The following is a 25,864-nucleotide window of genomic DNA, read 5'->3' as shown; positions in this document are numbered from 1 at the left end:
CTCGCCCGCTACGTGTCCGGCTTCAACGGCTTCACGTAGCGGGCGATGTCCGGCTGGAACCCGCTGCGTTCGTACAGCCGCACCGCGCCTTCGTTCTGCGGGAAGACGCTGAGCGAGAGCCAGTCGTCGCCGCGTGCGCGCGCCCACGCCTCGGCCTGTTGCATGAGCAGCGAACCGATGCCGTGCCCGGACCACGCCGCATCGACCACGAGATCGGCGACGTGCGCGTTGCGGCGCCGCGTGTAGTAGTCCTCCAGGCAGGTCACGTGCATCAGCCCGATGACCTGCGCATCGACGACGGCGACGACGATCACCCGGTGCTCGCCGCCCTCCTCCATCGCCCGGCGCAGCGTGTCGCGATCCACGCGCCGCAACTGGTCGGCATCGCGCCACGGCGGCGGCCCGAAGGACGAGATCCGTTCGGCGAGGCGGAGCGCGGCCTCGGTGTCGCGCGGTTCCAACGGACGGAGCTGCATGTCGATACGTTCGCCATCGCGTTCGATGGCGTGCGTCTGCGGCGTCATCGCGAACACCCTGGAGATTCTGCGGCTTGAACCGTGAGCGGGAAATCCCGCTTGGCCGGTTTCCTCATGCATCCCTCGCGCGAAGAGGCGGACGTCCGGCGGATATACCACCGGCGCGGTGATCCGCCGGAGAACGCAGGCTTCGCCGCATTGGCGGCGACACGCCGATCCAAGGCAAAATTGCGTCTTTCGCCACACGTTCGGGTTGTACATGCGCATCGGGATCGACTTCGGCACCAGCTATTCGGCCGCCGGCGCCGTCGTGGACGGCGAACTCCAGCTGATCCGCTTCGGCGAGGAGCCGCAGTTCCGCACCACGGTGTTCTTCCCGCAGCGCTTGCCGGACCTGTCGGAGTTCGAACTCACCGACGCGATGCACGAGGAGATCCGCCAGCTCGTGGGCGAATTCCGCCGCGACCAGGCGCGGCAGCATGCGGAACTGCGCGCCCGTCGCGAGGAAGCCATGAAGCGTCCGGAACCGCAGCGAAGCGCCGCGCTCGGCATGATCCCCTCGCCGCGCGTGCGCTCGGACCTCGAGCTGGAACGCGACGCCCGCGCACTCGTGCGTCGGCGCTGGGCGGCCGAAGAGATGCGCAAGGCGATGCTGGAAGGCGTCGACCTGCAGCGGGCGCTGTACGGCGAGGAAGCCGTCGATGCGTTCATCGAAGGCGGCGCCGGCCAGCTGGTCGTGTCGCCCAAGTCGATGCTCGGCTACAAGCTCGAATCGCGTGCGCGCGACACGCTGCTGGGCATCGCGACGCAGCTGTTGCGCCACATCCGCCTGACCGCGAGCGCGCAGCTCGGGCACGACGTGCGCGCGGCGATCCTCGGGCGGCCGGTGCGCTTTCGCAGTTCGATGAAGGAAGCCGGCGGCGTGCAGGCGCTGGAAATCCTCACCGACGCCGCCTACGCCGCCGGGTTCGACGAAGTGGAATTCCTGGAGGAACCGGCCGCCGCCGCGTACGGTTACCACGCCCAGACGCAGCGCCCGCGTCGCACGCTGATCCTCGACATCGGCGGCGGCACCACCGACATGGCGCTGGCCGACGTCGGCGGCGATAGCGCCGCGCCGATCGTGCACGACTCCTGGGGCGAGCCCGTGGGCGGCACCGACGTGGACATCGAACTGAGCATGCGCGGGGTGATGCCGCTGTTCGGCAAGGGCGTGACGCGCACGCCGGCGCATCAGTTCTACGAAGCCTCGGCCGTGCAGGACCTGCAACGCCAGGCGCGATTCCGCGAGACCTCGTTCGAGCACGTGGATGCACCCTACGGCCAGCGGCTGGAAGCGCTGAAAAAGCGCGGCCACACCGTGCGCCTGAACCGCGCGGTGGAGCGCGCGAAGATCCGCCTGAGCGAAGCCGAACGCATGACGCTGGAGCTCGATTTCATCGAGACCGGGCTGTCGGTGCCGATCGATGCGGCGCGACTGGGCGATGCGGCGTCGCCGTTCCTCCACCAGCTGCGCACGCTGATGGAACGCGCGCGCGATGACCTCGACCAGCCGCCGGAAACCGTCTACCTCACCGGCGGCATGTCGCGCTCACCGTACGTGCCGCGGCTGGTGAAGGAACTCTTCCCCGACGCGGAACTGGTCGCGGGCAACGCGTCACTCGGCGTGGTGACGGGGCTGGCGCACGCGGCGGCGGGACGCCGGGCGCCATAGCCACGAGCGGCGCGGAACGAGGAACGCGCTTGAGGTGCGCTCCTCGCTGGCTCCCCACGCGCGGCCGCAAGCCCCGCACTCAACGCTCGTACGAACCGATATCCGTCGCCGGCCCCTTCGTGCGCGGGAAACCCGGGCCGCGCTGGTCGTACTGGCGGTTGAGCAGGTTGTTGCCGTGGTCGATCGCAGGGCTGTCGCCAAGCAGCCGGTGCGTCCGCGTCGGCCCGCCGTTGTCGGCAAGCGGCGCCACGCGCGGGTCGGTGAAGGTCAGCGTGTCCGCCGGCAGCGGCACCTGCGAATGGCCGATGAGATTGTGGCTGCCGGTGACCGTGCCGCTGGCGATGTCGTACGGAGGCACGCCCTGCAGGCGCTGGTTGCCCGCGACGATGGTGCCCTCCAGGCGGATCGAGACGGCGTGCAGCGCGCCCCGGCCGAAGTACTCGGGCGGGTAGTAATGCCACAGGTCGCCTTCGGGGTAGTTCTCGATGTTGCCCGTGATGGTGCTGTTGTAGATCGTCACCGTCCCGGCCCGGAACTCGCCCGCGCTGTAGTTGAAGGCGGCGTTGCCGGAGATCGTGCTGTCGGCCACCACGCTGTGCCCGCTGCCCATCACCAGCACGCCGCCGGCTTCGTTTTCGGTGTAGCCGCCGAGGAAATCGCGCAACACCGCGCGATTGCCCGACACCGTCGACTTGTTGAGGTTCAGCCGCTGGCACGCGATGCCGCCGCCGCGGTTGGCGGTGTTGTCGCGGATCGTCGAATAGCTGGCGTCCACCACGTTCGCCACGATGCCGCCGCCGTCGCCGGTGACCTCGTGGCCGTAGACCTCGCTGTAGTACAGCCGGGCCGTGCCGGTGGCGTAGATGCCGCCGCCGTAGCTGTAGATACCGGCCTTGTTCTCGAACACGCTGCTGAAATTGAGCGTCACGTTCGCCGCGGCGATGCCGCCACCCAGCAGCGCGACCGACGTGTACTCCGGTGAATACGCCTCGCAGCCGTGCACGCGCGAGCGCCACAGCTCGACCGTGCCGCCGAGCGAACGGATGCATCCGCCCTCGCCCTCGTCTCCGGCCGAAACCAGCGAGAGCCCGTTGCTGACCGAGAGCTTTGCGATGTAGAGCGTGCCGGCGCCGTTGTGCAGGAACACGCGCCCGGCGCGGTTGCCGTCGATGGTGAGCGAGAGGGTGCCCGGCCCGAGCAGCCGCAGATCGTCCTGCGGCACGACGATCGCGCCGTTCAGCACGATGCTGCTGCATTTGAGCGAACGCAGGTCGATGGCGTCGCCGCTCGCCGCGCTTGCCACGACCGCGCGCAGGCTGCCGGCGCCGGCGTTGTTGCAGTTGGTCACCTTGCGCGTGACCGCGTGCGCCGCGCCTTCGGGCAGGAAGGCACCGAGTGCGAACAGGCACATCGGGGCGAGCGCGAGCGTGAGGGAACGGATGCGGATCATCGGTGCACTCCTCCGTAAGTGGCATCGGCGAATCCGACACCGGAAAGCGGGCGCTCGATCGAGCGGCGAAATCCTGGCGCGGATTCAACCCGCGCGTCGCGTACGTATCCGTGAAATCGCGCGACGCTTCACGCGACGATCATGGCGCGCATGTCGCGCCCGCGTGCCGGCATGTACGCGATGCGAGTCGCTCGCGCGGCCTCCCCGCACCGGCGTCCCGCGCCACCGCCGTTCGACTTGATGAACGGGTCGGCTTGCCGGCTACGCCGTGCGCGACTGTGCCGGTCCTGTCGGCACCCGCATCCACCGCGAACCGTGCGGCGGCGCGGGCATCCAGCGCGTTGCGCGCGCGATACATTGGGCGTTCCCTACCGAGGCTCCCATGCGCCAGTTCCTTCCCGCCCTAGCCCTCCTCGCCGCTCCCGCCTTCGCCCACGACGCGCCGCCGCCGGCGGAGACGCCGTGGTTGCACGACATCGGCACCGCGCCGTCGGCCGCACGCATCGAGGCGGACGTGCGCAAGCTCGTCTCGTTCGGCACGCGCCACACGCTGTCGAGCCAGACTGATCCGAAGCGCGGCATCGGTGCCGCCACGGCCTGGATCCACGACGAGTTCGAGCGCATCTCGCGCGAATGCGGCGGCTGCCTGGAGGTGCGCTACGTCAAGGGCACGGTGCAGGGCGAGCCGCGCATCCCGGGGCCGGTCGAGGTGGTCAGCGTCATCGCGATCCAGCGCGGCACGGCCGATCCGAACCGCTACGTGATCATGAGCGGCGACATCGACTCGCGCGTGAGCGACGTGATGAACGCCACCGCTGATTCGCCGGGCGCGAACGACAATGCCTCAGGCATCGCCGGCACGCTGGAAGCCGCGCGCGTGCTGAGCCGGCAGCGCTTTCCCGGCTCGATCGTCTATGCGGCGCTGTCCGGCGAGGAACAGGGCCTGTTCGGCGGCAAGTTCCTCGCGCAGGAAGCGAAGAAGAACGGCTGGCGCATCGAGGCGGTGCTCAACAACGACATGATCGGCAACAGCGCGGGCCTGACCGGCGTGGTGGACAACACCACCGCGCGCGTGTTCGCCGAAGGCACGCGCGCCAACGAGACGGCCGAAGAAGCGCGCCAGCGTCGCTTCACCGGCGGCGAAGTCGACTCGCCCACGCGCAACCTCGCCCGCTACATCGACCGCATGGCCGACTACGTTCCCAACCTCGACGTGATGATGGTCTATCGTCTCGACCGCTTCGGGCGCGGCGGGCACCATCGCCCGTTCAACGACCTGGGCTACCCCGCCGTGCGCGTGATGGAAACCAACGAGAACTACGACCGCCAGCACCAGGACCTGCGCACGGAGAACGGGCGCGTGTACGGCGACACCATCGAAGGCGTGGATTTCGCCTACGCCGCCAAGCTCACCGCACTCAACACGGTCAGCCTCGCCGGCATGGCGTCCGCACCGCCGCCGCCGGCGAACGTGTCCATCGAGGGCGCGGTGACCGCCGACACCACGCTGAAGTGGACGCGCGCCCCGGCGAAACAGGCACCGAACCTCGCCGGCTACAAGCTCTACTGGCGCCTCACCACCGAGCCGCAGTGGACGCATAGCCGCTGGGTCGGCGACGTCACCGAATTCACGCTGAAGAACACGGTGATCGACAACTACTTCTTCGGCGTGGCCGCCGTGGCGAAGGACGGCACCGAAAGCCCAGTGGTGTTCCCGGGCGCGGCGGGGAGCTTCGGCGGGTACTAGCGCGCGGGCGGCGAAGCGCGAAGTTGCAATCCCGGCGCGGTGCTGCGACAAGGACGGACCTCCGTTCGGATTCGCCCATGTCCTACGTGCGCTGCGTTCGCGGTATCGCCTCCGGCGTCGAGTATTCCGCCGACACCCCGATGAACCTGGATCCGGTCGACGGTCGCCCGGTCGAGATGGTGCTCGACCTGGAGCGGCTGGCGCACGAAAAACCGGACGCGGCGTGGTATCGCCCGCAGCGCCGCGACCTGTGGCGTTTCGGCGCGTTGATGGCGCTGGATGCCGACGATCCGGTCGACGCCGCGCATCTGGTTCCGCTCGGCGAAGGCGCCACGCCGCTGCTCGATTACTCGACGCATCCGGTTGCGGCGACGGCGGGCCTCGCGCTCCAGCTCAAGGACGAAGGCAAGGCGCATCCCGGCTACGGCGCGAACCCGACGCAGAGTTTCAAGGATCGCGGCATGGCGATGGTCGCCGCGCAGGCGCGACGCCTGGGCCTGACCCGGCTCGCCGTGCCGACGCAGGGCAACGCGGGCGATTCGCTCGTGCGTTACGCGCTGGAAGGCGGACTGAGCGTCGTGGTCGCGATGCCCGATGACACGCCCATGCCGATCCTCGGCGGCGTCGCCGCGGCGGCCAGACGTCATCCCGAGCGGGTGACGCTCGAGCTGGTCGGCCCGACCATCCGCGAAGCCGGCGCGTTCCTCAAGGAGCGCTACATCCCCGATGGCTGGTTTTCCGTCGCGACGTTCCAGGAACCAGGCTGGCGCATCGAGGGAAAGAAGTCGCTCGCCCTGGAACTCGCCGAGCCGTTGCCCGGCGAAACCCGCTGGTCGTTGCCCGATGCGGTGATCTACCCCACCGGCGGCGGCACCGGCGTGCTCGGCATGTGGAAGGCGTGGGACGAACTCGAAGCGCTCGGCATGATCGATGCGCGACGCCCGCGCATGCTGTGCGTGCAGAGCGCACGAACCGCGCCGCTCGTGCGTGCGTTCGATGCGGGCGCGGCGGACACGACCGTCGTCGAAGCGGGCACGACCCTCGCGGTGGGTCTCAACGTGCCCGGCGGCGTCGGACATTTCCGCGTGCTGGACATCATCCGGCGGAGCGGCGGCGCGGCGGTCGCGGTCGAAGAGGCGCGGATCGAATCCGAACTCGCCGCGACGTGGCGCCGCACGCACGACTGGATCTCGCCCGAAGGCGCAGCCTGCCTCGCGGCGCTGCCGCAGTTGCTCGACCGAGGCCTCGTCCGGCGCGGCGAGCGGGTCGTCGCGGTGAACACCGGCTCCAGCGAGAAGTACTTGCCGACGCTGCGCCACCTGCTTTGACGGCGCCCAGCCTCATCCAAGGCCTCGACGCCATCTCCACGTAGCCATATGGTTTTTGAACGCCGTCGGGCCCATCGTCTCCATGTCTTGAAAATCGCCGGCGCGAACCTACTCCCATCGCCGGACGGAGTGACCGTCCCTTGCCAATTGGAGACCAGCCATGAACGAGATGGTTCGTAATCCCCAGTGGCCCGCGCAGGGATCGATGAAGGATCCGGTCAAGCAGATCTTCGACCGCCTCTTCGAGGGGAGTCTGTTCCAGAACACCACCGACGAGTCGTCGGTCGTCACCAGCCAGTGGGTACCGCGCGTGGACATCAAGGAGGAAGCCGACCGCTTCCTGCTGTACGCGGATATCCCTGGCGTCGATCCGCAGGCCATCGAGGTGCAGATGGACAAGGGGTTGCTGACGATCAAGGGCGAACGCCGCGAGGAGAAGGTGCACGAAACCGAACGGTACTCGCGCATCGAGCGCCGACACGGCGTCTTCCACCGCCGCTTCGCACTGCCCGACAGCGCCGACCCGGACGGCATCACCGCGTCCGGGCACAACGGCGTGCTGACCATCAGCATCCCCAAACGTCCCGAATCCACGCCTCGCCGCATCCAGGTCGGGTCCGTCCTCAACTCCTGAGCCCGGCTGGAGGACGCGCATGGACAGAAACACCGAAGAAGCCATGTGCAGCCTGCAGGCACTGGTCCACGTCCAGGGATTGGCACTGCGTGCGCTGGCTGCCACGCACCCGGACGCGTCCGCGCTGCTGGCCGCGTGGCGGAGCGTTCTGGCCGACGCGGAAACAGGGCCGGTATCGGTGCGCGAGCGAAACAGTGCCTACCTGGCCGAACTCTGCCGGATTCACGCGGAAGACTGGACAGCCGAGCTCGTCGACTTGGCGTTGCCCAGGCTCGACGCCGACAGGAGTGCTGTAGCCGACGATAGCGTCGTCCCGATGCGACGCCCGCAGGAATGAAAGGCTCCACCGGCCCGCGTAATCGAAGGACGTATGAGTGGCGGAGGGAGTGCAACCCCTCCGCCCCTTTTTGATCAAGTAACGCCGCCGCCGAGGCTGTTGTCGAACGACCGTTATCGGCCAGGAGCGGACGACGCGCCGCTACCGTCTCGGCGATTCGCGTGGTGTTGCTTGATGACTTTCAGGATGTAGACCGCGGCGGTATCTGCGTCCCCGACATAGGCGTTGAACATCTCGCTGAGCTCATCAAGGTACTGAGCACAATCAGGGCGGACTTGAACGAGCGCCTTGACGCGCATAAACAAATCCATGTACCCGCGTCCGATCAGATCGCCGTCGGAAAAGGCGGCCTCTGCTTCCGCGTCGGATATAGCATCACTATATTCACGGAGCACAGCGAAGGGATCGGAACTCACCATCGCTTTTCCTTAAATGCCTGCTTCGGGTCGAAAGCGGACATTAGCAGCCCCGCTGCCCGCCGTCCCGTCCGAAGGTCCGCTAACGGCCACAAGCGGACGTGGGCAAATGCAAGAGGCTGCTGCCTCGTTAGCCCATCGTTGCGAGCAACTCCTCCGCCAGCAGCCGCCATAGGTCTTGGCTAAAGCGGCGGTCGTTGCTGGATACGACGGTGATTGTGTTGCCCCTATGGATGACTCTGAAGCTTCGGAGGAAGTTCGTTGGTTCCTGACCGTCGACGGCAACGGTCACTCCGTTAATGGCAGTCCGAATCGGCTGATCCGAATGGAAGTAGATCTTCCTGGCATAGCGAGGCACGAGCGCACCGGCGACACCCCGAAGCAACTCAGTCGGGTCGTCAGAGTCCATGTCGATCGTGAGGTTGTGATCAGTCGCCTTGAAACGCATCGCTCCACCCACAGGCCGGCTTTGAATGACCGCTTTGGGTCGAAAGCGGACATTAGCATCGCCTCAGCGGACTCGTCCGGCCTCAGTGTCCGCTAACGGCCAGAAGCGGTCGTTCGTTCACGGCTGAAGGCGGCCCTGTGAGCCTTCTCCGCTTAAGGACATTGCGCGCGACTCACGGGAACTGGAAGTCCCTCGCGTAGCCGCGAAAGAGGCGCCAAGTCGGGTCGTCGTCGCGTTCCCACGCCATGCGCACGTCCGCGTGGCAAGAGGTGATGGCACGCTCGAACTCGTCAAGATCGAATGACGCGCTGACATAGAGGTAGTAGGTGCGCTTGCCGGCGAACGTTTCCACGACTGCCACTAGTCCGTGCAGTTCCTCCTCGAAGGGTTCGAGCAGCGCTGAATCCAGATCCATCAGGGAGAGGTTGTATTCCGATTCCGGCAATCCGTTGCTCTTTACCGCACCTAAGTGATGGGTGACGGTGAGAAGGACCGGAAACCGCGGGCGGAGCGATTCGAACTCGGAGACCCTGATGTCTGGCCTTCGGAAGTAGGTGGGATAGCCTTCGTACGTCGTATTGCTGAGAAGCCACGGCCTTGGAACGCCGGGAGTGAGCTCGGTGCGTGAATCCATTCGCATACCTGTCCAGGTGTCGTGATCGGCCAGCCTATAAGATCGGGGCGCTGCCGAGCGTGCCGATGTCCGCTAACGGCGAAAAGCGGACAGTCGAGATGAAACCCTGTTCACCTGTAAGTCGCCCCGGGCGCCCAGTATTCTTCCAGCGCGGTCATCGCTTCATCCCGCCACATTGATTCCGACGAGAACGCAAGCTCGTCCAGTACCGCAACTACTACTCGTTCCTGCTCTGTCGTGAGCACACCGAAACGCGGCGGATTCCGGTCTGGCGGACGTAACGACCAGAGAAACGCATTGACCAGACTGGAGCGCCCATCAACGCGGCAGGCCAGCGAGCGCTTAAGGAGGTGCGGCAAGTAGAACAGCCACGATTGCGGGTCCAGGTACGAGATGCCCGAGAAGTACGTTTCGAAATACTCAGGTGAAACGCTGTCAACGGCAGGGTCGAAGTCAGGCGGGTTCTCGTAGTCGTCCAGCGCATTACCTGCCCGCAGGGTGATGGAAGGCCGCTTCGGTACATCGCGAAACGCGTGATCGATCTGCGCGGCGCACGTCTCCATGCTTCCTCAATGAATGTCCGCTTTGGGTCGAAAGCGGACATTAGCATTGCCGGCTCGACGCCGCCGCGCCCGACCGTCCGCTATCGGCCAGGAGCGGACTTCGCGCACTCATCGCGAGAACGTCTTCCCAACGACCTTGCCCGTCTTAATATCCAACTGGCAATCGAACCCTGCGAAGTTGCCGATAACTAGCGGCGATTCACTGATCACGTTGACGTAGGCGTCAGTGGCGCCAGCGCCAACCTCCTCGGCACACCAAAGTTCTTCGCCCGTTTGTGCCGAGTAAGCGTAGAGATTCCGGGCGGGTTCGCTTTGCCGGAGGCACATATAGTCATAAATGACGATAACCACATCACCTACCTCGCGGCTCTCGAGCACTGGATGCAGCGCCTGAATCGAACCACGCGAATGAACGATCTGATGGGGTTCCATAGTCACCATGAGCAATCGAACGATTGGGCGGAGGCAAGCGATGCAAACGTCCGCTTCGGGTCGGAAGCGGACATTAGCAGCCCGGGTGCCGGCCGTCCCGGCTCAGCGTCCGCTATCGGCCAGGAGCGGACAGTCGCATCAAGGCTCTTGGGGGACGGCAATGCTCAAAAGTTGGGCGAGCTGTTGGTCTCCCGCGTCCCTGCCGAGAAAAAAGAGATCCTCGGATACTCCAGAAGGGGCGCCCAACCCGACGACGAACTCCCTGCCTGTCTGCTCAGACAGACCCTTGATGAAGTGAATGAGCCTCCGTGCAGCCGTAGGACTTAAGCTGGCTGCAGGGATATTGAGACCTATGAACCAGTCTGGAAGATCTTCACCCCTGAGATCAGGTGTGCCGTTGTCTCTGTCATTTACGACATTCGCACCAAGCGCACTCCACTCATCAGCAAGCGTGGTGAACTCCGTTAGGAGCTGCGTTTCGACAGCGTGGTTATCGGAGCCGTCAACGTAGACGTAAATGACCGCCATACAGATGTCCGCTTTGGGTCGAAAGCGGACATTAGCACTCCCCGAGCGGCCCGCCCGGCACCAATGTCCGCTATCGGTCAGAAGCGGACGTGTCCGCCGCTCTCACGCATGTCCATTGAGCACGGGGCCGTTGGACCTGATGTGCAGATAGCGGCGCCATGCCCGAATCGAGACAAGCAGCAATGCCACTGGCGCGATCACATGAAATGGATTCGCCTGCTCTGGCCCTACCAACTTTTCGACGAGCACGTACACGGAGTACATGAACAGCGAGAGCCAACCAATCGCAGTGGCCAGATGCTGGGTCAACTTCACGCGGGATCCGATATCTGACTTCACAGCCGCACCCACCTCGTACCGGGATCTAGGAATTGATGAATGACCGCTATGGGTCGAAAGCGGACATTAGCAGCCCGGCTACCGGCCGTCCCGGCCGAATGTCCGCTATCGGCCAGAAGCGGACGCTCAAGCTCGCCGGGTAGTAAGCAAGCCGACGACACATTCCCCTCTGAGTAGGGCGTATCCCCATGCGAATGGCAGTCCGTCGTGGCCGGGAGGACTCTCGAATGCGACGATGCGGTCTCCCTCTCGAAACTGCGCTCGCAGCCAGTGCCAATTCTTGTTGGCGGACGCGAATGGAACTTGGGGAGCGGCAGGATTGGATGCAGCAAGGTCGCGCCCGATCTGCTCCAGCTCCGCAGGTGAGATATCCGGGCCGATGAAGCGCATGGCCGGATCGATTCGGTCACACATCGATTCCGAGCCCAGTGCATTAGACGCGGCGACAAGTAAAGCAACTACTAGCAACGTGCGGTACATACCCCTCCCCATCTCGTAGGCAGCGCCCTCGCGACCACACAAACTCAAAGCGCATATCGTCCGCTTTGGGTCGGAAGCGGACATAGCAGCCCGGCTGCCAGCCGTCCCGGCCGAATGTCCGCTATCGGCCAGAAGCGGTCAGATCGATCGCCCTACATAACTGGAAACCAGGCGGGGCTTCCGGTCTTGGCATCAACAAGCACGATGCAGAAGTCTGGCGTAAGAACCAAGTCGTCCGGCACATCCAGATCGAAGATCATGGACCAGTACTCCTCGCCAAGCCCAAGAACATCAGTGGGGAATCCGCCACGATCCAAGCGGACGTTGTGTGGCTCGATAACCGTAGGCCATGCATCTGCGGGACGACTCGCCCGAACGAACTCCTTGGCGATCGTGATGGCTTCGTTCTCAGAAATCGCCACTTGCTCCGACTCCATAGGACTCCAATCTGTTGGCGCCACCGGGGACATGAATGTCCGCTTTGGGTCGGAAGCGGACATTAGCATTGCCTCGTCGGCCACGCCGGGTCGAGCGTCCGCTAACGGCCAAGAGCGGACATTCCAGCGGGGTCAGCCACTGGCGCGAATCGCGAGGATAAACAGCCCCAGTACAAGACCAACCGGAACGAAAACGTAGAAGACCAACTTCCAAAGGATCGACCTTCTGATTGGACGTGCCCGTTCCCGCTCCATGCGAAGGTCTGTGCGTTCGCGCCACTGACTCAGTAGCGGAGAGTGAAAAACACTGAGAACGAAGAACCACCCGGAGAGCCCGATCCAGACATTCATCGTCCTCCAGTAGCCTTCTGGATCACTTATGAGGGTGAGCCAGGCACCGGGACGACCGTAGCGCCCAGGATGATAGGTCTCACCCGAACTTAGGCAGATGCCCCACCAGGCAGCCAATGCCAAACCGGCGACAAACCAGAATCGATCGATCCGTCCACGCAATGCCACAACCTGCATCATCCCCCCAGCAATGCGCGTCCCAATTTTCGAATGTCCGCTTTGGGTCGAAAGCGGACATCAGGACCGCCCTCGCATGTTGCCCTGCCCTAACGTCCGCTTTCGGCCAGGAGGAGACATTTGGAGGAATCCTTCGCCAGTCATGCGCGGTCGCGCACCTTGCAGGTTGTCAAAGCTTCGAGTTGAAAATCCCGCTTCAGTCGGCGACATAGAAAAATCCACTCGCCGCGACGATCATCCATCCCGCTGAAAACATTGAACTCGACCGTGCCGGCGGCCACATCCGCCTCGATTGCATCGGGCGCCCCGTCCAGCGCGTGCAACTGGGTCACGGTGAACTGACGCGTCGCGTCCCGACGCAGGAGATAGATCGCGCCGTGATTCTCGCGAAGGTGACTCAATCCGGTGAAAACCAGCACGTCCGGACCATGCGGAATGATGGCGCGCACGTTGTCAGGAATCACCTCTGTGACAATTCCCTTGGCATCTCGAAATGAAAGGCTCCCGCCCCATTCCCCTTCGTCGAACCCAAGCAACGTTCCTCCGAAGGACGCGACAGAAAAAGCAGGCTTCGTTTTCGACAGGTCGAACCCTTGGGGCACCTGCGACGCGGGGCGCTGACGAAACGGCAGGAAAAGCACGGCCGCGGCAATCGCCAGGCCCCCAAGGACACCCAGCGCGCCAATCAGGATCTTCTGCATGGCACCAATGTCCGCTTTGGGTCGAAAGCGGACATTAACATCCCGCCCCGCGACAGTCTGGCGACCGGAACGGACTCCGTACGAGGACGCGACGCTTTCCAGTGCAGATGCGCCGCACGCCAGAGCCACGCCCGCCGAACCATCACCCAAGGCGGCAGGACGAACCCCGCCACCTCGCGTCGTGCATGCCGCATCAATCGCCGACGAAGCGAACCGACACGGCCACCTGGCCGTCGAGGACCATCCTCGCGGCGACCAGGATGTGCAGGCGCAGCGTCATGGGCTTGCGGAAGAACTCGCGGGCCTGGGCGTCCGTCAATCCCCAGGAAGACACCAGTTCGCGCTGGTTGAGGTAGCCGCTGATGCAGGTGCGCGTCGACGACGCACGCTGGTAACTCTGCTCGCCCGTATCGAGCGGCGCGGAAATCATGGAGCTGTTGGCGTACACCTCCATCCGGCCGTTGTATGGCAGGCCGGTGACGGGGTCGACGATGGTCGGATCGTCGAGCACTTCGTTCTCGATTGTGATCGACGGCATGGCGACCAGTTCCGCCTGTCCGTTGTCTCGACCCGAGGCGTTCTGCAGGATGCCGGACACCGATGGCGTCAGCCAATGGCACAGCAGCGAGTGCGCGCTGCGTGCGGGCAACGTGATCTGCGCGAGGTCGCGGAATTCGGCCTCACGGTATTCCTCGCCGGTACTCGATTCCATGCACAGCGACGGCGTTTCGTCCGGTCGTGGTTCGCAACTGTCGCGCACATTGATGCCAGGGGTCGACACGAACCCCATCCATCGCACGGGCCGGCCGAACGATTCGGGGTCGCCCACATCGAGTTCGCGTGCGGTCTGTGCCGCCAGCTTCGCTTCGAACCTGGCCTGCGCAGGGCCCGTAGGCCGCGAAGCATCGACCATCTCGCCGAAGCGCTCTCCGACCGATGGTCCCGGATGTCGCTGCACGCGGTTTGCCATCGCAAACGCACCACTGCCCACCACCGCGACCGCCACGGCCGCGATCCAGATCGCCTTGCGCATGTCCCCTCCGAAGTGTCCTTTCCTCACGAGCACCGGCGGTGCCGCGGGGCCATTCTTGGGCGCTTTCCGACCAGGTGTCAAAGCCACCTGTCGCCACGCCGATCGTGCCTCTGGAGAGGAGGACGATGCTTGCGACGCGGACCACTTTTTCCGCTTATCCTGCGATCGCCGGTTGATGGACGTTTGGAAACACCCTCTTCCGGACTCCGGTAACAGCAAGCACGCCGAGCGCATCGTCCGTCCAACCATCGCACCCTTCACAAGCAGGCACAGCGCGGATCGTCTCGCTACCCTCACCCGCCGGCGCCTATAACGGATGCACACAGCGGATTCCTCCCCGCAGCCCTGGGTCCTTCGTGCGGCCCGCTCGAGGACCGCCGATGGCCAGCTTTCTTCCTGCCCCGCGCACGGAGCGTGCGGATTCGTGCTCCAACGACCTGCTTGCGCGCTACGAACTGGCGCTCAGCGAATCCAGATCCTTACGCTGCGAGCTTGCAGTGCTGATCGGAACCACGCGCTCCATCGCGCGGTCGCGGCAATGCTGCGCGGACGAACTGCAGGCCGCACTCAAGCGGCTAGCGACAGTCGCGTGTCCACACGCACCAGCGCGACGCGCGAAAGTTCGCTTGCTTGTCGCGAGCTGACCGAAGCGGCGCGAAGCGTGCCGCGCGTGTCGCGGACGCGTGAGCGCGCGCGGAGCAACACGCCGACGGCTCGTGGCGACGTGTCCGCGGGCATACTCACTGCGCTTCGGAACCAGATCGCATGCAGGCAAGCACTGCCGCCTTAGTGCATCCGACCGAACCCGCCCGCAGTAAGCCAGCTGCCCAGCGCGACGAAATACTCTGCCGATTCCGGACGGAATTGCTTGCTCATCGCCGGGTCGATCTGCTGCTGCGGCGTCAACGATTCCATCATGGCGTGATCGGCGTCTTCGATCGAAACCACCTGCAGTGTCTTGCGATCGAGCGCCCTCGCCCGCTCCACCGATGTCCGGACCGGAATCCATACGTCTTTTTCGCCGAACACCAGCAGCGTGGGCACGTCGACCTTGGACAGCGCGTCGAGCGGGTCGTACGAGATCTCCTTGAGCCAGCGCGACGTCTTCGGATCGCCCAGCGCGCCGCTCATGTAGATGAGAGGAAACCACGGCTTGGAGCGGGCGAGATCGAGCTTTGCCTGCCATCGTCCCGCGCAGGTGCGCGTCGACCGCCTCGCGCGCCTGGATGGCGATCGCGATGTCGGCATCGCTGACGCCGCGGATGCGCAGGATGTTGCGCGTGGCCTCGATCATCTGCAGGTCCGGCGAGACCAGCGGCGCCGAGACCGAGACGACGAACGCGGCGTCCGGATCGCGCGAACCGGCGATCATCGCGATCCACCCGCCCTGGCTGTAACCCCAGTAGCCGACCGGCGCATCGCGCAGCCCCGGGTCGCTCGCAAGCCAACGTCGCGCGGCGATGGCGTCGTCGGCGAGTGCGGTGTAGTCAGCGTCTTTCAGATTGCCCATGGAGCGCCCGGTACCGCGTCGATCGAACACCAGCACGGCGATGCCCAGGCGCGGCAGGCTTTCGTGCAGGCGCTGGAAGATCGCCGTGGATCGCTCGCCACCGGATGCACCGTGCACCGCGATCAGGACCGAGTTGATCTTCCCGTTCGCCGGCCGATGGAGCGTTCCGGACAGGCGCACGTCACCGTTGCCGAAGGCCACCTCTTCGGCGCATGCGAGCGCATCGCATGAGCGCGGTTGCGCGGAGGCCTGCGGCAACATCGACAGCAACATCGCGAGTACGACGAAACACAACCAGCGCATGAGGCACCCCGGGTCGGTGGCGAACATGGGACGCGAGCGTACCAAGGCCGATGCGTGACGACCCAGTGCCATTCCGGGGCGCGAAGGAGCCAATGCGCGACCGGCACTTCTGGCCGCGCGCGCGAGGCGATATAAGGGCCTCGCCCGCGATGACGAGGACACGCGAATGCCCTTCCATGCCGTTTCGCGCACGACGGTGCCCCTGTGTGCATGCCTGCTCCTGTCGTGGATCGCGCCGGACTGCCGCGCCGAGGTGCTCGACGTCGCGGCGCCCGTACGCATGACGCCCGACGCGTTCTCGAGCGGCGATTACGAGTCCTCGCCGACGTTCTCGAACGACGGTCGCGAAGTGTTCTTCTTCCGCGCCGACGCGGGTTATCGGCGATACCGGCTGCTTACGTCGCGTTGCGTCGATGGACGATGGACGCCGCCGGTGGCGCCTTCCTTCGCCATGCCGGACGTGTCGGAAGCCGATCCCGCGCTGTCCACGGATGGGCGCTGGCTCTACTACGTGTCGGCGCGCGCCGATCCCGCCGGCGAGCGACTCGACATCTGGCGCGTGCAACGCGACGGCTACGGCGACGGCCGCTGGGGCGAACCCGAACGCCTGCCCGAGCCGGTCAACTCCGCGGCATCGCAACTGCTTCCGCGCCCTCAGCCCGATGGCCGCCTGCTGTTCGGTTCAAGCCGCGAAGGCGGGATGGGCCAGGGCGATATCTATCTGGCAACGCCCGGCGCAGGCGGAAAGTGGAACGTCGAGAACGTCGGCGCCCCCGTCAGCACGCCCGCCAACGAGTACGAGGCCGAGCTGTCGCGCGACGGACGCGTGCTGGTCACGGTGGCCAATCGCGGGACCACGTCGCACCTGTACGTCTACGATCGCCGCGGCACGACGTGGCGCGAACGCGGCCGCGTACCGGCGCGCACGGACGTCTTCCAGGTGGGCCCGCTGCTGTCGCCAGATGGCCGTCGCCTGCTGTTTTCGCAGGCCGACGGCGCGGAACGTTCCGGCGAATGGTTCGTCGTCGATCTGGCACCGGACGCGGACATGGCGTGGCCGCCGCGGTGCGGTTCGGGCACTAGATAGCGGCAACGGCGCCGTGTTCCGTCAGCCGTCCTTCTCCAGCTCGAACGGAATGATCTGACGCATCGGACCGACCCTGACCGGCGTTCCGGCGCGGGTGGCAGGTCGGTATTTCCAGGAACGAACGGCCGGCAGTGCGGCCTGCCCGAAGTCTGGGGACGTGGCCGATTCGAGCGTCGCGTCCGACACCGCACCGTCCTCGTCGATGTAGAACACCACGGAGGCCTGCCCGGTGCGTTCGGCCCTCAGCGCGGCCGTCGGATACGTCGGCGCAACCGCGCTCACGAGCCTGGGGGGCTGGTCGCAGTGGCCGGCACCGCAATAATAATCGGCGCCCTGCGTGGCCATTCCCTGGTTGTAGGCACGGGCGGAAACCGACGCCCCCGCGTCCGTCTCCAATGTCGCGCAAGCGGTGAGCGACAGCGCCAGAACGGCCGCCGTCGACACCCTGATGCAGTGCTTCATGCAATTCCCCATGCGCCAACGCGCTTCCCCGAAGCGCGAATTGTCACTCGAACTGGTCAGCCGCGACACGTGGCGCGGCATCGAGCATGGGCCGTCGCGTCGTGCCGATGCGTGGGCGACGCCCACCCATCAGGACGACGCTCGGTGCGGGCCACTACGCCGCCAGTTCGGCCAGCAGTTCGTCGAGTTGTTCGAACGTTTCGACCGTCGCTTCCTGCGCGCCGGTGCCGGCCGCGTCGAACGCTTCGCGGGTGGGATACACCTCGCTCATGACGAGCAACGTTTTGCCGTCGCGCTCTTCCAGCGTCACGGTGGTGACCGAGGCCGCCTCGCCACTTTCCTCGTTCGTCCAGACGATGCGCTTGCCAGGAACCACGTCGAGGTACGTGCCGAAGAACGCCATCGGGTTGGCAGGATCGTCGCCGAATTCCAGGCGGTATTTGCCGCCGGTTCGCACGTCCATCTCGCACGAGCGAAGCGTCATGCCCATCGATCGGGGCACCCACCACTTCCTGAACAATTCGGGCTCGGCCCACGCCCGGAACACGAGCCGCGCGGGCGCGTCGAACGTGCGCGTGACGATGACCTCGCGTTCGGAGGCGATCCGCACCTGCGTGCGCCGGGATTCACTTTCGCTTTTTGCGACCACGACCCTTCTCCTCTCGTTTGAGTTCATCGATGACGCCGTCCAGCGCTTCGAAGCGCGCGTCCCACACCTGGCGGTAGCGCGCGATCCACGCCATCTCCTCCTCCAGGCGGCACGGGCCGATGCGGCAGGTGCGCACGCGGCCGACCTTCTCGGTGGTCACCAGCCCCGCCAGTTCCAGCACGTCGACATGCTTCTTCATGCCCGTGAGGGTCATCTCGAACCGGTCGGCAAGCTCGGTGATGGAGGCATCGCCACGCGCGAGCCGGTCGAGCACGCCACGACGCGTGACGTCCGCGAGGGCGGCGAAGGAGGCGTTGAAGCGTGCGGCCGAATGCTGAACCATGTGGTTCAGTATGAAACGATCGGCGGCGCAAATGCAAGAGGCGCGTGCGCCCTCCTGCGCAGCCGGTTATCGGCTTGGCGCGGACGTCAGCACGTCCGGACGATCTGATTTGCCGGCTCGATCACCGGTAGGCCATCGCTACAACCACCGACCTCCGCAGTCCGCTTCGCCGCCGACTGCCCGGCGATCGCCTGAAATGAGCGTTGTCCGCGAGCACACCCGGCGCGCGGCAGAACGTTCTGGCTAACGGCCAGCAGGCACGAACTCGATGGCCTCGACACGGGGCTCTTTCACTCTGGCCGCCAATGCGATGATTTCGTCCGCTGACAGACCGGCCACCTTGTTCCTGATCGGGCCAACGCTGCCCGGATCGCTCCCGACTTCGTTCGCGCTCTTGGCCCCTTCCAGGTTGAGCATCAGCACCGCCAGCGCCAACCGCTGCTGCTGCGCCACGCTGCGCCCGACCATCATGGCCTGATACGAAGCCTCCGCTGTCTCGACGCTCGTCGCATCGATCCGCACGACCTCCGGACCCGACTTCACGCTCGCACAGCCGGCTGCCACTGCGATTGCAAGAGCAAGCAATACCCTGAGCATCACGCATCCCCTTCCTTGATGACCGCGCTGAGCATAGACCGACCTGTCAACCGGAACCAGAGTTCGACGAGGTCCGCTTTCGGGCCAGAAGCGGACATCAGTGAGGCACACCCCACGTGGCGGCGTACAGATGCCGGATCTCGATCGCAATGTGCGGCCATGCCCAAGCTTTCGCCTGATCGTCAAGGCCGAGAAGGATGTTCTCGGCGAGGGCGACATCCACGATGCGCTGGACGGCTAAGGGGCCGTCTCGGTACTGCTTCGCAAAGAACCCCGTCAGCTCCCCGACGTTCGCGCTGCGGCTCTCCCTCACTGCATCGGCGACTCGGCCCGCAAACGCTTCGATCCAGTCGTACTCGGAATGCGCGACCGATCCGCGTTCCGCGAACAGACTATCCGTCTGTGCTGCCTCATCCGGAAAGCGACCGCGAAGCCTGGCCGCTAGCTCACGCATGGCCTGTTCGTCGTCCATGTGAAGCCGTCCGATGCGCGATGTCCGCTTTGGGTCCAAAGCGGACATTAGCATCTACGCCATGTCCGCTTTCTCCGATCCACCGATCGGTATGCGGTCTACGGCCTTGGCATCGTTGCGGGGATGGGCGCTACAGGTCGACGCCAAAACCGATGCCTGCCGAGTTGTCGTCGCTGGAGAAGGCGGCGCCGATGCTCATCGAAACGTTGTCGCCAATGCGGCGTCCATAGCCGATGGAAACGGCGTTCTCGCCATCCTCCACGCCAACGCCCATCGACAACCTGCCGCGATCGGGCTTGGCATAGGCCGCATTGGCTGCCATTTGCATCATCGCTGCCGACATCGCGCCGTTACGGCTTATCCGCCGATCCTGCTCCTGGAAACGGTCGTCGATTTCCGCGCGCAGCCCGCTGAAGTCGAGCACGAGCGCGCTGACCCTGGCGTCGGTATACGCGTTGGCTGACGAAAGCGCCTGGGCGCTCTTCTGATCCGTGTAGACGTTCGCCGACCCCACTGCCGCGGTTGCAGCGTTGTCGATATGGCTTCGGGCCGACGCCAGCGTCGCCGCGTCGCCTGCGTCGGCGTAGGCGTTGGCAGTACCGGTGGCGTTGTTCACGGCCGACAGTGCCGTGTTGGCGGTGGATTGGGCCGCGTTTGCCGTGCTCAACGCGGTCGTAGCGGTGGCCTGGGCGTTGTCTGCGGTGGCCTGCGAATTACCGGCAGCCGTCAGCGCGGAATCCGCAGTGGACTGGGCATTGGTGGCGATCGTCACCGCGCCGTCCGCCGTCGCCTGCGCGTTGTTGGCTACGGACAGCGCCCCGTCCGCAGTCGCCTGGGCCGTGGTCGCCGCGGTCAGCGCGCTGTCAGCGGTAGTCTGGGCATTCGCGGCGGCATTGAGTGCGGTGTCCGCAGTCGTCTGCGCCGTCGCAGCACTGGCAGCAGCCGTATCCGCGGTGGACTGCGCGGTCGCGGCGGTGGTCAACGCCGTGTTCGCCGTGCCCTGGGCCGCCGCTGCATTCGTGATTCCCAGATCGGCCTTCGTCTCGACCGTCTGCAGTTGCTGGAGATTCACCGCGTCGGTCGCCTGCGTACCGGGGGCGAGGTTGGTGAGCTGGCGCTCGGCGCCTGCACGGCCGATGGATACGGTGTTCACTCGATCCGCGATGGAGCTCGCGCCAAGCGCGACACTGTTGATGGCCGTAGCGCTGCTGAGGCTGCCCAACGCAATCGTGTCGTCGGCAGCCGTGCTGCTCCGGAAACCCAGCGCGATGCTGTTGGTGCCCGAAGCGAGTGCCGCGCTGCCGAGCGCCGTAGTGCCGGTGGCATTGGCCGTGGTCATCTCGTTCGCATCGACCGATCCGTCCCCGTCCAGGTCCGTCCAGCCACCGATCGCCGTTGATGCGTCGCTCGCCGCCAGGCTGTTGGATCCCACCGCGAGCGAGCCCGCCCCCAGCGCGCCGGTGCTGAAGCCCAATGCAGTGGAAGCCAGCCCGCCAGCGAAGCCGGACGCGCCGATCGCAGTACTGAACGTGTCGATTGCCTGCGCCGAGTGGCCGATTGCCGTCGTATAGTCCGCGGTCGCCCCCGATGATGCGCCGAAAGCGGACGAGAACCCGCCACTGGCCAGTGAAATGCCACCGTACGCCGTGGCGGAGTCGCCGCTGGCGGTGGCGGCCTGCCCGACCGCAGTGCTGACGAATCCCGTCGCCGACGCGGTGTCGCCCACCGCGGTTGCACCCTCGCCAGCGGCGTTGGCGTTGGTACCGCATGCGATGGCACCGGTTCCGTCGGCAACGCTGCCGCCGGATGTCGTTCCACCACCGCTGGCGAGTGCGCATACCTCGCCGGCCTGCGCGGGCAATGCGGTGACGACCAACAAGATGGTCACGTAGAGGCTGATCTTGCGCTTCATCGGAGGCGACCTGGCAATTGGGCCGGCGCCACGAGGCTTTACGCATGACGCGACCCCAGGTCACGCCATTCCACCGTCCTGGCGCGCTACGTGCCGCCACGGCGACCAGCACGAAAGCCCCCCGACGATCCCTCCAAATCGGTGGCCTGTCTGTAGGCCCTTGGCCCAACGTCGCCTATTAATGTCCGCTATCGGCCAGAAGCGGACGTCAACCTAAGGCTTCCCGGAGGTTATCAGTCGAGTTCAGGCGCAGTGCTTAGAGGTCGGACAGCAACGCCAAATGCGTACGCCTCTAACGGGAAGTCGTCTCCCGAAGCGTAGAAAATCCGTCCACCTTTCGCCTTGAATCCGCCCAGTAATTCCAAGGCCAAGGCGGATGCGAGGCAAAGCGCCTGGAAAGATGAGCCCGCGTGAGCATCACGAAGCTTCGAATACAGCGGCTGAAGCACGACCGGACATGCCCACTCATACGGCCCGACTTCGTACGGCAACCCGATTCGGATCTCGATCTCGAATGGATCTTCGTCGGGTCGTTGGGCCCAAAGCTTTTCGCTGGCAACTATTGAACTCATGGCGAATCGAGGGACTGTCCGCTTTGGGTCGAAAGCGGACATTAGCAGCCCGGCTGCGGAGCCGTACCGGCCGAACGTCCGCTCTCGGCCACAAACCGACATCCCGGAGGTAAGGACTCACCACCAGAGCCAGAGTGCGAGTCCACGCTTGCGATCACCGATTGATTGATCTCCGATGCCAACCTGAGTGCCTGCTATTCCGGCCCTCAGTGGAGCAAGCCAGTTCGAGCCGAGCGCCAGCACGGCCGGTTGCGTGTCTGGAGGAAAATTCCAGGCGCCGGGATCGGATGCGAGCGAGACATACCATTTCTCCGGGGCGAGCCAAGTAGCAGCGCCGCCCCGATTGTTAGGCACCCGGAGCTGCTCGGACGTGGGCGGGGTCACCGTGATCGTACGGCCGCCGGTCCCCTCGGTCGTCAATGCGTCGAGCAACTCCAGCAGCGATCTGCAACCGGCCGCATCGACATTGAGGTTCCAACCCGGATAGTTGCGCACATTCTCGGTGTATCGCCATAGGGAAACGCGCCCCGACTGCCTCCATGTACTCACCGGCGATAGTCCCTGCAAGGTCATCAGATTGTTCCTGTGCCGATGTCGAACTTGAGCCGAAAGCAGACATTGGCAGCCCGGCTGCGGAAGCGTCCCGGCCAACGCGCCACATCTTCATCCGATCTGGCCGACGTGGTGCATCTGTCTTTCGTTCGGATCGAACCCCGGCTCCGCGCGAACCCGAACGTCAGTCCCGCGCACCCCGCCAACGACCCGTGCACAATCGCACGCATACTCCACGCACAGGAGGCGGACCACCATGCCGTTCGATCTCGCCCTTTCCTATCCGCAATGGCAGGGTTCGGGGCGGCACGCCAACCTGCCGCGCGGGGCGCAGGCTGCCGCCTCGGTGTGCGCGCGCTTCGCACCGCTCACGCGCATGGCGCCCGTCGGCGATGGCGGCGACATGGCGCATGGCGTGAACCGCTGGGACGCGATCCTCGCGCAGTTCCGCAACGCACAGCAGCTGCTGGCGAAATCCGGCGCTCGGCGCGTACTGACCGCCGGCGGCGATTGCGCCGTCGATGTCGCGGTGATCGATCACCTGCATCGCCTGCATCCGCAGTTGCGCGTGATCTGGATCGACGCGCATCTGGACGCGAACACGCCGGAGACTTCGCCCAGCGGCAACTTCCACGGCATGCCGGTGAGCGCGATCCTCGGGCGCGCGCCGGCGCCGATGCGCCCGTTGCTCGGGCGGCCGCTCGATCCGTCGCGCTTCCATTACGTCGGCATCCAGGTCGGCGACGAGGGCGACTGGCAGCTGCAGCGCGAACTCGATCTGCGAAAGCTCGAACCGCACACGCCGATCGATGGCCCGGTGCACGTCCATTTCGACCTGGACGCGCTGGACCCGCAGGAGTTTGCGTATGTCGCCTACCCGGACGGCAAGCTGCGCGTCGACGATGCGATCGCGCTGCTGCGCCGCATCGCACTCGATGCCGATGTGGTCGGCCTGACCATCACCGAATTCGCGCCGGCCGACGACGATGAAGCACGCGCGGGAGCCGAGGTGATCGACGCACTGTGCGAGGCGGCCGGCGCGCGCCGGCTGGCGTAGCCATCCCCGCACGCCTGTGGTGCACGTGGGTGGTCCGGCGACCTCAACGCTCCACGCTTCCGATATCCGGCGCGGCGCCCTTCACCCTCGGGAAGCCCGGGCCGCGCTGGTCGTACAGGCGATCGAGCAGGTTGCTGCCCTGCCCCAGCACCGGGCTGTCGGCCAGCGGCATGTGCGTGGCCGAATAGCCACCGTTGTCTGCGAGCGGCGCCAGTCGCGGATCGACCGACAGCGTATCGGCAGGCACCGGGACGAGCGGGTATTCGATCAGGTTGTTCGCGCCGGTCACCGGACCGGTGGCGGCGCTCAGGCCGTAACCCACCGGCCCGGCGACGCAGCTGTTGCGCGCGATGATGGTGCTTTCCAGGTGCAGCGCGTCGGCGCGCAATGCGCCGCGGGTTTCGCACGGCCGCAGCGGGTCCTCCCCCTCGCCGCCGTTCTGGTTGGTGACCTCCGCGTTGTAGGCGATGGTGCTGTTGTATATGTCGAGCGGGGCCCATGAATATCCCGCGCTGAAGGAATGGGCGCGGTTGTTGGAGATCGTGCTGTCGATGATGAGGTGCGTTCCCCCCGTCTCGGGGCCACCGAACCCGAAGCCGCCGCCTTGGCCGTAGAGGGTGCCCCGCCAGTCGTCGCGGGCGAAGTTGTTGGACAGCGTGGACTTGTTGATGATGAGATCCGCAGGTCGCGAGATCGCGCTGACATACAGGCCGCCTCCCGCGGTCCCGGCGTGATTGCGATAGATGCGCGAGTACGTGACGCTTGCGCCTCCTTCCGACATGATGCCGCCGCCGAGGTAGGACGTGTTCTGGTAGATCTGCGCGTGGTAGAGCGTCACATACCCCTTCGCATAGATGCCGCCGCCGGTGCCGTCCTCCAGCGCCTCGTTGTCGAACACGGCGCTCCAGGTCACGGCCACGTTGCCTTCCGCGCTGATGCCGCCACCCCAGGTGCGTGGCCCGTCGATGAAGCCAAGGGCCCGCGCACTGCACCCTCGCACCCACGCCTGGTGCACCGCGACGTTGCCTGCCGACTGGATGCACCCGCCGTACTCGGAGATCTGCCGCTCCTGGTCGGCGATGCGACGACCGTTCGCGACCGCCACGTATTCGATGCGGAACGTTCCCGTGCCGCTGTGCAGGAACACACGGTCGTTGCGGTTGCCGTCGATGGTGAGCGCATACCGCGACCGGCCGCGCACCGTCAGATCCGCCTGCGGCACGGCGATGGACCCGCTGGTGAGCACGATGGCGCTGCAGCCCAACGCGCGCAGATCGATCACATCGCCGCTCGCGGCCGCACCGACCACGGCGCGCAGGCTGCCGGCGCCTGCGTCGTTGCAGTTGGTGACGGTGCGTACCGCCGCGTGTACGGAGCCGAACGGAAGACTCGCGCCCGACAAAAGCACGAGCGCGCCGGCGAGCGACGCGATCCTGGAATGCGTGATGCGGTTCATGACGGTGCTCCATGGTGCGCACCGGCGCCCGACGCGCGGCGCGGTCGATTCGCTGTTTACGCCCGCCGCGTCCGCGCGTTGTGAAGCGTTCCACGCGTGGCCGCGCGGCATTCGCATTCAGACGCTCGCGTGATTCAGGGTTTCGCGGATTTGCGACGAACGGTGGGCGCGGACTGTCTTCGCTTCGTCGTGCACGGACGAGGCGGACTCATCGGCATCGCGCTTGGAACCCGCCCGTCAGCTCCACAGTGGAGAGAACAGGCGCCACGTCATCGCGAGCACGCACGCCCCGCCGGCAACGACGAGCCCCTTGCTCGTGCGGCTGCCGTTGGGCCACGGCGCGCCATCGGGTTCGATCTCGAAGGCGAGGACGATCAATCCCAGGCCGAGCAGGATCACCGAGAACAGGTAAAACAGCGGCGCGATGAAAAAGAAGGCGACGGCGCCGCCCATCATCCATGCGCCAATGAAGAGCGGTTCCTTCGACGACCCCATCGACCTTGATCCCTGCAGACCTTTCATCCGTGTGGACGTGCTTCGCGCGTTCGCAAAGCACGCGAGGGCGCGGTTTTGCACGCCATCTTCTCGCGCTTTTCACACCTCTGAATGCGCTTTCACGCACCATGGTACACAGTAGAAGCGAACGCGACAGTACGGCCGGAAGCCG

Annotated in this window: 30 protein-coding genes and 1 pseudogene; 8 read left to right on the top strand and 23 right to left on the bottom strand. The window is 65.6% G+C overall.

Translation table 11 applies throughout. The annotated features are described in order from the left end of the window. Positions 1-8 precede the first annotated feature (8 nt). Positions 9-524 (bottom strand): GNAT family N-acetyltransferase, encoded by a 516-nt coding sequence (locus LA521A_RS08745; protein WP_281781910.1) that lies wholly within the window; start codon positions 522-524, stop codon positions 9-11. A 211-nt stretch (positions 525-735) separates the two neighbouring features. Between LA521A_RS08745 and LA521A_RS08740 the strand changes: the two genes are divergently transcribed. Beyond that, positions 736-2,190 carry an Hsp70 family protein gene (locus tag LA521A_RS08740; RefSeq protein ID WP_281781909.1) on the top strand — a complete coding sequence of 485 codons (1,455 nt, stop codon included), beginning with the start codon at positions 736-738 and terminating at the stop codon, positions 2,188-2,190. Positions 2,191-2,269: 79 nt separating this feature from the next. Here the strand turns inward: LA521A_RS08740 and LA521A_RS08735 are convergent, their stop codons facing one another. Then, complete coding sequence (locus LA521A_RS08735; protein ID WP_281781908.1) at positions 2,270-3,640, bottom strand: choice-of-anchor Q domain-containing protein; 1,371 nt, start codon at positions 3,638-3,640, stop codon at positions 2,270-2,272. Positions 3,641-4,022: 382 nt separating this feature from the next. On the opposite strand from LA521A_RS08735, the gene LA521A_RS08730 reads away from it, so the two are divergent. The 4 genes from LA521A_RS08730 (at position 4,023) to LA521A_RS08715 (ending at position 7,686) form a co-directional block, all read left to right on the top strand. Next, positions 4,023-5,387: a M28 family metallopeptidase gene (locus LA521A_RS08730; protein ID WP_281781907.1), complete on the top strand. Its 1,365-nt coding sequence runs from the start codon at positions 4,023-4,025 to the stop codon at positions 5,385-5,387. Between the two features lie 77 nt (positions 5,388-5,464). Beyond that, the gene (locus tag LA521A_RS08725) at positions 5,465-6,715 is read left to right on the top strand and encodes a threonine synthase (protein ID WP_281781906.1); all 1,251 of its coding nucleotides are present in this window, start codon (positions 5,465-5,467) and stop codon (positions 6,713-6,715) included. A gap of 169 nt (positions 6,716-6,884) precedes the next feature. Next, positions 6,885-7,349, top strand: a complete 465-nt coding sequence (locus LA521A_RS08720) for an Hsp20/alpha crystallin family protein (protein ID WP_425494590.1) — start codon at positions 6,885-6,887, stop codon at positions 7,347-7,349. A 19-nt stretch (positions 7,350-7,368) separates the two neighbouring features. Beyond that, a complete protein-coding gene (locus tag LA521A_RS08715; protein ID WP_281781904.1) occupies positions 7,369-7,686 on the top strand; it encodes a hypothetical protein in 318 nt (105 codons plus the stop codon). Positions 7,687-7,799: 113 nt separating this feature from the next. Here LA521A_RS08715 and LA521A_RS08710 read toward each other — a convergent pair whose 3' ends face one another. From LA521A_RS08710 to LA521A_RS18995, 12 genes and pseudogenes are all read right to left on the bottom strand, one after another. Continuing rightward, positions 7,800-8,105 (bottom strand): hypothetical protein, encoded by a 306-nt coding sequence (locus LA521A_RS08710; RefSeq protein ID WP_281781903.1) that lies wholly within the window; start codon positions 8,103-8,105, stop codon positions 7,800-7,802. Between the two features lie 127 nt (positions 8,106-8,232). Further along, positions 8,233-8,550 carry a TolB-like translocation protein gene (locus LA521A_RS08705; RefSeq protein WP_281781902.1) on the bottom strand — a complete coding sequence of 106 codons (318 nt, stop codon included), beginning with the start codon at positions 8,548-8,550 and terminating at the stop codon, positions 8,233-8,235. Between the two features lie 172 nt (positions 8,551-8,722). Beyond that, complete coding sequence (locus tag LA521A_RS08700; RefSeq protein ID WP_281781901.1) at positions 8,723-9,184, bottom strand: DUF695 domain-containing protein; 462 nt, start codon at positions 9,182-9,184, stop codon at positions 8,723-8,725. 110 nt (positions 9,185-9,294) lie between these two features. Next, positions 9,295-9,747, bottom strand: a complete 453-nt coding sequence (locus LA521A_RS08695) for a DUF6714 family protein (RefSeq protein ID WP_281781900.1) — start codon at positions 9,745-9,747, stop codon at positions 9,295-9,297. A gap of 108 nt (positions 9,748-9,855) precedes the next feature. Next, positions 9,856-10,188, bottom strand: coding sequence for a DUF7957 family protein (locus LA521A_RS08690; protein WP_281781899.1), 333 nt, complete (start codon positions 10,186-10,188; stop codon positions 9,856-9,858). 129 nt (positions 10,189-10,317) lie between these two features. Next, positions 10,318-10,707 carry a hypothetical protein gene (locus LA521A_RS08685; protein ID WP_281781898.1) on the bottom strand — a complete coding sequence of 130 codons (390 nt, stop codon included), beginning with the start codon at positions 10,705-10,707 and terminating at the stop codon, positions 10,318-10,320. 102 nt (positions 10,708-10,809) lie between these two features. Continuing rightward, a complete protein-coding gene (locus LA521A_RS08680) occupies positions 10,810-11,022 on the bottom strand; it encodes a hypothetical protein (RefSeq protein ID WP_281781897.1) in 213 nt (70 codons plus the stop codon). 656 nt (positions 11,023-11,678) lie between these two features. Beyond that, entirely contained in the window at positions 11,679-12,026 is a 348-nt protein-coding gene (locus tag LA521A_RS08675) for a hypothetical protein (RefSeq protein ID WP_281781896.1), read from the bottom strand. A 605-nt stretch (positions 12,027-12,631) separates the two neighbouring features. Continuing rightward, positions 12,632-13,192, bottom strand: coding sequence for a hypothetical protein (locus tag LA521A_RS08670; RefSeq protein ID WP_281781895.1), 561 nt, complete (start codon positions 13,190-13,192; stop codon positions 12,632-12,634). A 193-nt stretch (positions 13,193-13,385) separates the two neighbouring features. Next, a complete protein-coding gene (locus LA521A_RS08665) occupies positions 13,386-14,225 on the bottom strand; it encodes a hypothetical protein (protein ID WP_281781894.1) in 840 nt (279 codons plus the stop codon). Between the two features lie 786 nt (positions 14,226-15,011). Then, positions 15,012-15,356 (bottom strand): alpha/beta fold hydrolase, encoded by a 345-nt coding sequence (locus LA521A_RS08660; RefSeq protein WP_281781893.1) that lies wholly within the window; start codon positions 15,354-15,356, stop codon positions 15,012-15,014. Positions 15,357-15,546: 190 nt separating this feature from the next. After that, positions 15,547-15,996, bottom strand: a pseudogene (locus LA521A_RS18995) (alpha/beta hydrolase family protein); the annotation flags it as partial. A gap of 208 nt (positions 15,997-16,204) precedes the next feature. Between LA521A_RS18995 and LA521A_RS08650 the strand changes: the two are divergent. After that, the gene (locus LA521A_RS08650) at positions 16,205-17,125 is read left to right on the top strand and encodes a TolB family protein (RefSeq protein WP_281781891.1); all 921 of its coding nucleotides are present in this window, start codon (positions 16,205-16,207) and stop codon (positions 17,123-17,125) included. A 21-nt stretch (positions 17,126-17,146) separates the two neighbouring features. Here the strand turns inward: LA521A_RS08650 and LA521A_RS08645 are convergent, their stop codons facing one another. The 7 genes from LA521A_RS08645 to LA521A_RS08615 all read right to left on the bottom strand — a co-directional run bounded on the left by LA521A_RS08645 (position 17,147) and on the right by LA521A_RS08615 (position 22,705). Next, entirely contained in the window at positions 17,147-17,587 is a 441-nt protein-coding gene (locus tag LA521A_RS08645; RefSeq protein WP_281781890.1) for an energy transducer TonB, read from the bottom strand. A gap of 154 nt (positions 17,588-17,741) precedes the next feature. Further along, positions 17,742-18,263: an SRPBCC family protein gene (locus LA521A_RS08640; RefSeq protein ID WP_281781889.1), complete on the bottom strand. Its 522-nt coding sequence runs from the start codon at positions 18,261-18,263 to the stop codon at positions 17,742-17,744. After that, the gene (locus LA521A_RS08635; RefSeq protein WP_281781888.1) at positions 18,214-18,579 is read right to left on the bottom strand and encodes an ArsR/SmtB family transcription factor; all 366 of its coding nucleotides are present in this window, start codon (positions 18,577-18,579) and stop codon (positions 18,214-18,216) included. The genes LA521A_RS08640 and LA521A_RS08635 overlap by 50 nt, the downstream gene beginning before the upstream one ends. A 243-nt stretch (positions 18,580-18,822) precedes the next feature. Further along, positions 18,823-19,176, bottom strand: a complete 354-nt coding sequence (locus tag LA521A_RS08630) for a hypothetical protein (RefSeq protein WP_281781887.1) — start codon at positions 19,174-19,176, stop codon at positions 18,823-18,825. A gap of 97 nt (positions 19,177-19,273) precedes the next feature. Next, positions 19,274-19,648 carry a DUF7674 family protein gene (locus LA521A_RS08625; RefSeq protein WP_281781886.1) on the bottom strand — a complete coding sequence of 125 codons (375 nt, stop codon included), beginning with the start codon at positions 19,646-19,648 and terminating at the stop codon, positions 19,274-19,276. Between the two features lie 130 nt (positions 19,649-19,778). Next, entirely contained in the window at positions 19,779-21,560 is a 1,782-nt protein-coding gene (locus LA521A_RS08620; protein ID WP_281781885.1) for a YadA-like family protein, read from the bottom strand. Between the two features lie 689 nt (positions 21,561-22,249). Next, positions 22,250-22,705, bottom strand: a complete 456-nt coding sequence (locus tag LA521A_RS08615) for a hypothetical protein (RefSeq protein WP_281781884.1) — start codon at positions 22,703-22,705, stop codon at positions 22,250-22,252. A gap of 235 nt (positions 22,706-22,940) precedes the next feature. Between LA521A_RS08615 and LA521A_RS08610 the strand changes: the two genes are divergently transcribed. Beyond that, positions 22,941-23,741 (top strand): arginase family protein, encoded by an 801-nt coding sequence (locus LA521A_RS08610; protein ID WP_281781883.1) that lies wholly within the window; start codon positions 22,941-22,943, stop codon positions 23,739-23,741. Positions 23,742-23,784: 43 nt separating this feature from the next. On the opposite strand, the gene LA521A_RS08605 is transcribed toward LA521A_RS08610, so the two are convergent. After that, the gene (locus tag LA521A_RS08605; protein WP_281781882.1) at positions 23,785-25,197 is read right to left on the bottom strand and encodes a choice-of-anchor Q domain-containing protein; all 1,413 of its coding nucleotides are present in this window, start codon (positions 25,195-25,197) and stop codon (positions 23,785-23,787) included. Here LA521A_RS08605 and LA521A_RS08600 point away from each other — a divergent pair. Next, positions 25,187-25,330: a hypothetical protein gene (locus LA521A_RS08600; RefSeq protein ID WP_281781881.1), complete on the top strand. Its 144-nt coding sequence runs from the start codon at positions 25,187-25,189 to the stop codon at positions 25,328-25,330. The two genes, LA521A_RS08605 and LA521A_RS08600, sit on opposite strands and share 11 nt — an antisense overlap. Before the next feature lie 104 nt (positions 25,331-25,434). On the opposite strand, the gene LA521A_RS08595 is transcribed toward LA521A_RS08600, so the two are convergent. Then, complete coding sequence (locus LA521A_RS08595; RefSeq protein ID WP_281781880.1) at positions 25,435-25,692, bottom strand: hypothetical protein; 258 nt, start codon at positions 25,690-25,692, stop codon at positions 25,435-25,437. Between the last annotated feature and the right edge of the window lie 172 nt (positions 25,693-25,864).

Origin of the sequence: Lysobacter auxotrophicus, assembly GCF_027924565.1 — a bacterium.
Lineage (GTDB): Bacteria > Pseudomonadota > Gammaproteobacteria > Xanthomonadales > Xanthomonadaceae > Lysobacter_J > Lysobacter_J auxotrophicus.
The sequence above is the reverse complement of the archived record's forward strand: the minus strand, read 5'-3'. Positions and strand labels throughout refer to the sequence as shown.

What these genes read in the sequence shown, in the direction of transcription:
- LA521A_RS08730 (WP_281781907.1), top strand. Translation starts at nt 4,023, where the DNA reads ATGCGCCAGTTCCTTCCCGCCCTAGCCCTCCTCGCCGCTCCCGCCTTC.
- LA521A_RS08625 (WP_281781886.1), bottom strand. Translation starts at nt 19,648, where the DNA reads ATGGACGACGAACAGGCCATGCGTGAGCTAGCGGCCAGGCTTCGCGGT.
- LA521A_RS08690 (WP_281781899.1), bottom strand. Translation starts at nt 10,188, where the DNA reads ATGGTGACTATGGAACCCCATCAGATCGTTCATTCGCGTGGTTCGATT.
- LA521A_RS08700 (WP_281781901.1), bottom strand. Translation starts at nt 9,184, where the DNA reads ATGGATTCACGCACCGAGCTCACTCCCGGCGTTCCAAGGCCGTGGCTT.
- LA521A_RS08740 (WP_281781909.1), top strand. Translation starts at nt 736, where the DNA reads ATGCGCATCGGGATCGACTTCGGCACCAGCTATTCGGCCGCCGGCGCC.
- LA521A_RS08705 (WP_281781902.1), bottom strand. Translation starts at nt 8,550, where the DNA reads ATGCGTTTCAAGGCGACTGATCACAACCTCACGATCGACATGGACTCT.
- LA521A_RS08645 (WP_281781890.1), bottom strand. Translation starts at nt 17,587, where the DNA reads ATGAAGCACTGCATCAGGGTGTCGACGGCGGCCGTTCTGGCGCTGTCG.
- LA521A_RS08715 (WP_281781904.1), top strand. Translation starts at nt 7,369, where the DNA reads ATGGACAGAAACACCGAAGAAGCCATGTGCAGCCTGCAGGCACTGGTC.
- LA521A_RS08615 (WP_281781884.1), bottom strand. Translation starts at nt 22,705, where the DNA reads ATGACCTTGCAGGGACTATCGCCGGTGAGTACATGGAGGCAGTCGGGG.
- LA521A_RS08650 (WP_281781891.1), top strand. Translation starts at nt 16,205, where the DNA reads ATGCCCTTCCATGCCGTTTCGCGCACGACGGTGCCCCTGTGTGCATGC.
- LA521A_RS08675 (WP_281781896.1), bottom strand. Translation starts at nt 12,026, where the DNA reads ATGTCCGCTTCCGACCCAAAGCGGACATTCATGTCCCCGGTGGCGCCA.
- LA521A_RS08725 (WP_281781906.1), top strand. Translation starts at nt 5,465, where the DNA reads ATGTCCTACGTGCGCTGCGTTCGCGGTATCGCCTCCGGCGTCGAGTAT.
- LA521A_RS08635 (WP_281781888.1), bottom strand. Translation starts at nt 18,579, where the DNA reads ATGGTTCAGCATTCGGCCGCACGCTTCAACGCCTCCTTCGCCGCCCTC.
- LA521A_RS08685 (WP_281781898.1), bottom strand. Translation starts at nt 10,707, where the DNA reads ATGGCGGTCATTTACGTCTACGTTGACGGCTCCGATAACCACGCTGTC.
- LA521A_RS08640 (WP_281781889.1), bottom strand. Translation starts at nt 18,263, where the DNA reads ATGAACTCAAACGAGAGGAGAAGGGTCGTGGTCGCAAAAAGCGAAAGT.
- LA521A_RS08735 (WP_281781908.1), bottom strand. Translation starts at nt 3,640, where the DNA reads ATGATCCGCATCCGTTCCCTCACGCTCGCGCTCGCCCCGATGTGCCTG.
- LA521A_RS08670 (WP_281781895.1), bottom strand. Translation starts at nt 13,192, where the DNA reads ATGCAGAAGATCCTGATTGGCGCGCTGGGTGTCCTTGGGGGCCTGGCG.
- LA521A_RS08605 (WP_281781882.1), bottom strand. Translation starts at nt 25,197, where the DNA reads ATGAACCGCATCACGCATTCCAGGATCGCGTCGCTCGCCGGCGCGCTC.
- LA521A_RS08595 (WP_281781880.1), bottom strand. Translation starts at nt 25,692, where the DNA reads ATGGGGTCGTCGAAGGAACCGCTCTTCATTGGCGCATGGATGATGGGC.
- LA521A_RS08665 (WP_281781894.1), bottom strand. Translation starts at nt 14,225, where the DNA reads ATGCGCAAGGCGATCTGGATCGCGGCCGTGGCGGTCGCGGTGGTGGGC.
- LA521A_RS08660 (WP_281781893.1), bottom strand. Translation starts at nt 15,356, where the DNA reads ATGAGCGGCGCGCTGGGCGATCCGAAGACGTCGCGCTGGCTCAAGGAG.
- LA521A_RS08610 (WP_281781883.1), top strand. Translation starts at nt 22,941, where the DNA reads ATGCCGTTCGATCTCGCCCTTTCCTATCCGCAATGGCAGGGTTCGGGG.
- LA521A_RS08695 (WP_281781900.1), bottom strand. Translation starts at nt 9,747, where the DNA reads ATGGAGACGTGCGCCGCGCAGATCGATCACGCGTTTCGCGATGTACCG.
- LA521A_RS08745 (WP_281781910.1), bottom strand. Translation starts at nt 524, where the DNA reads ATGACGCCGCAGACGCACGCCATCGAACGCGATGGCGAACGTATCGAC.
- LA521A_RS08600 (WP_281781881.1), top strand. Translation starts at nt 25,187, where the DNA reads ATGCGGTTCATGACGGTGCTCCATGGTGCGCACCGGCGCCCGACGCGC.
- LA521A_RS08720 (WP_425494590.1), top strand. Translation starts at nt 6,885, where the DNA reads ATGGTTCGTAATCCCCAGTGGCCCGCGCAGGGATCGATGAAGGATCCG.
- LA521A_RS08710 (WP_281781903.1), bottom strand. Translation starts at nt 8,105, where the DNA reads ATGGTGAGTTCCGATCCCTTCGCTGTGCTCCGTGAATATAGTGATGCT.
- LA521A_RS08630 (WP_281781887.1), bottom strand. Translation starts at nt 19,176, where the DNA reads ATGCTCAGGGTATTGCTTGCTCTTGCAATCGCAGTGGCAGCCGGCTGT.
- LA521A_RS08620 (WP_281781885.1), bottom strand. Translation starts at nt 21,560, where the DNA reads ATGAAGCGCAAGATCAGCCTCTACGTGACCATCTTGTTGGTCGTCACC.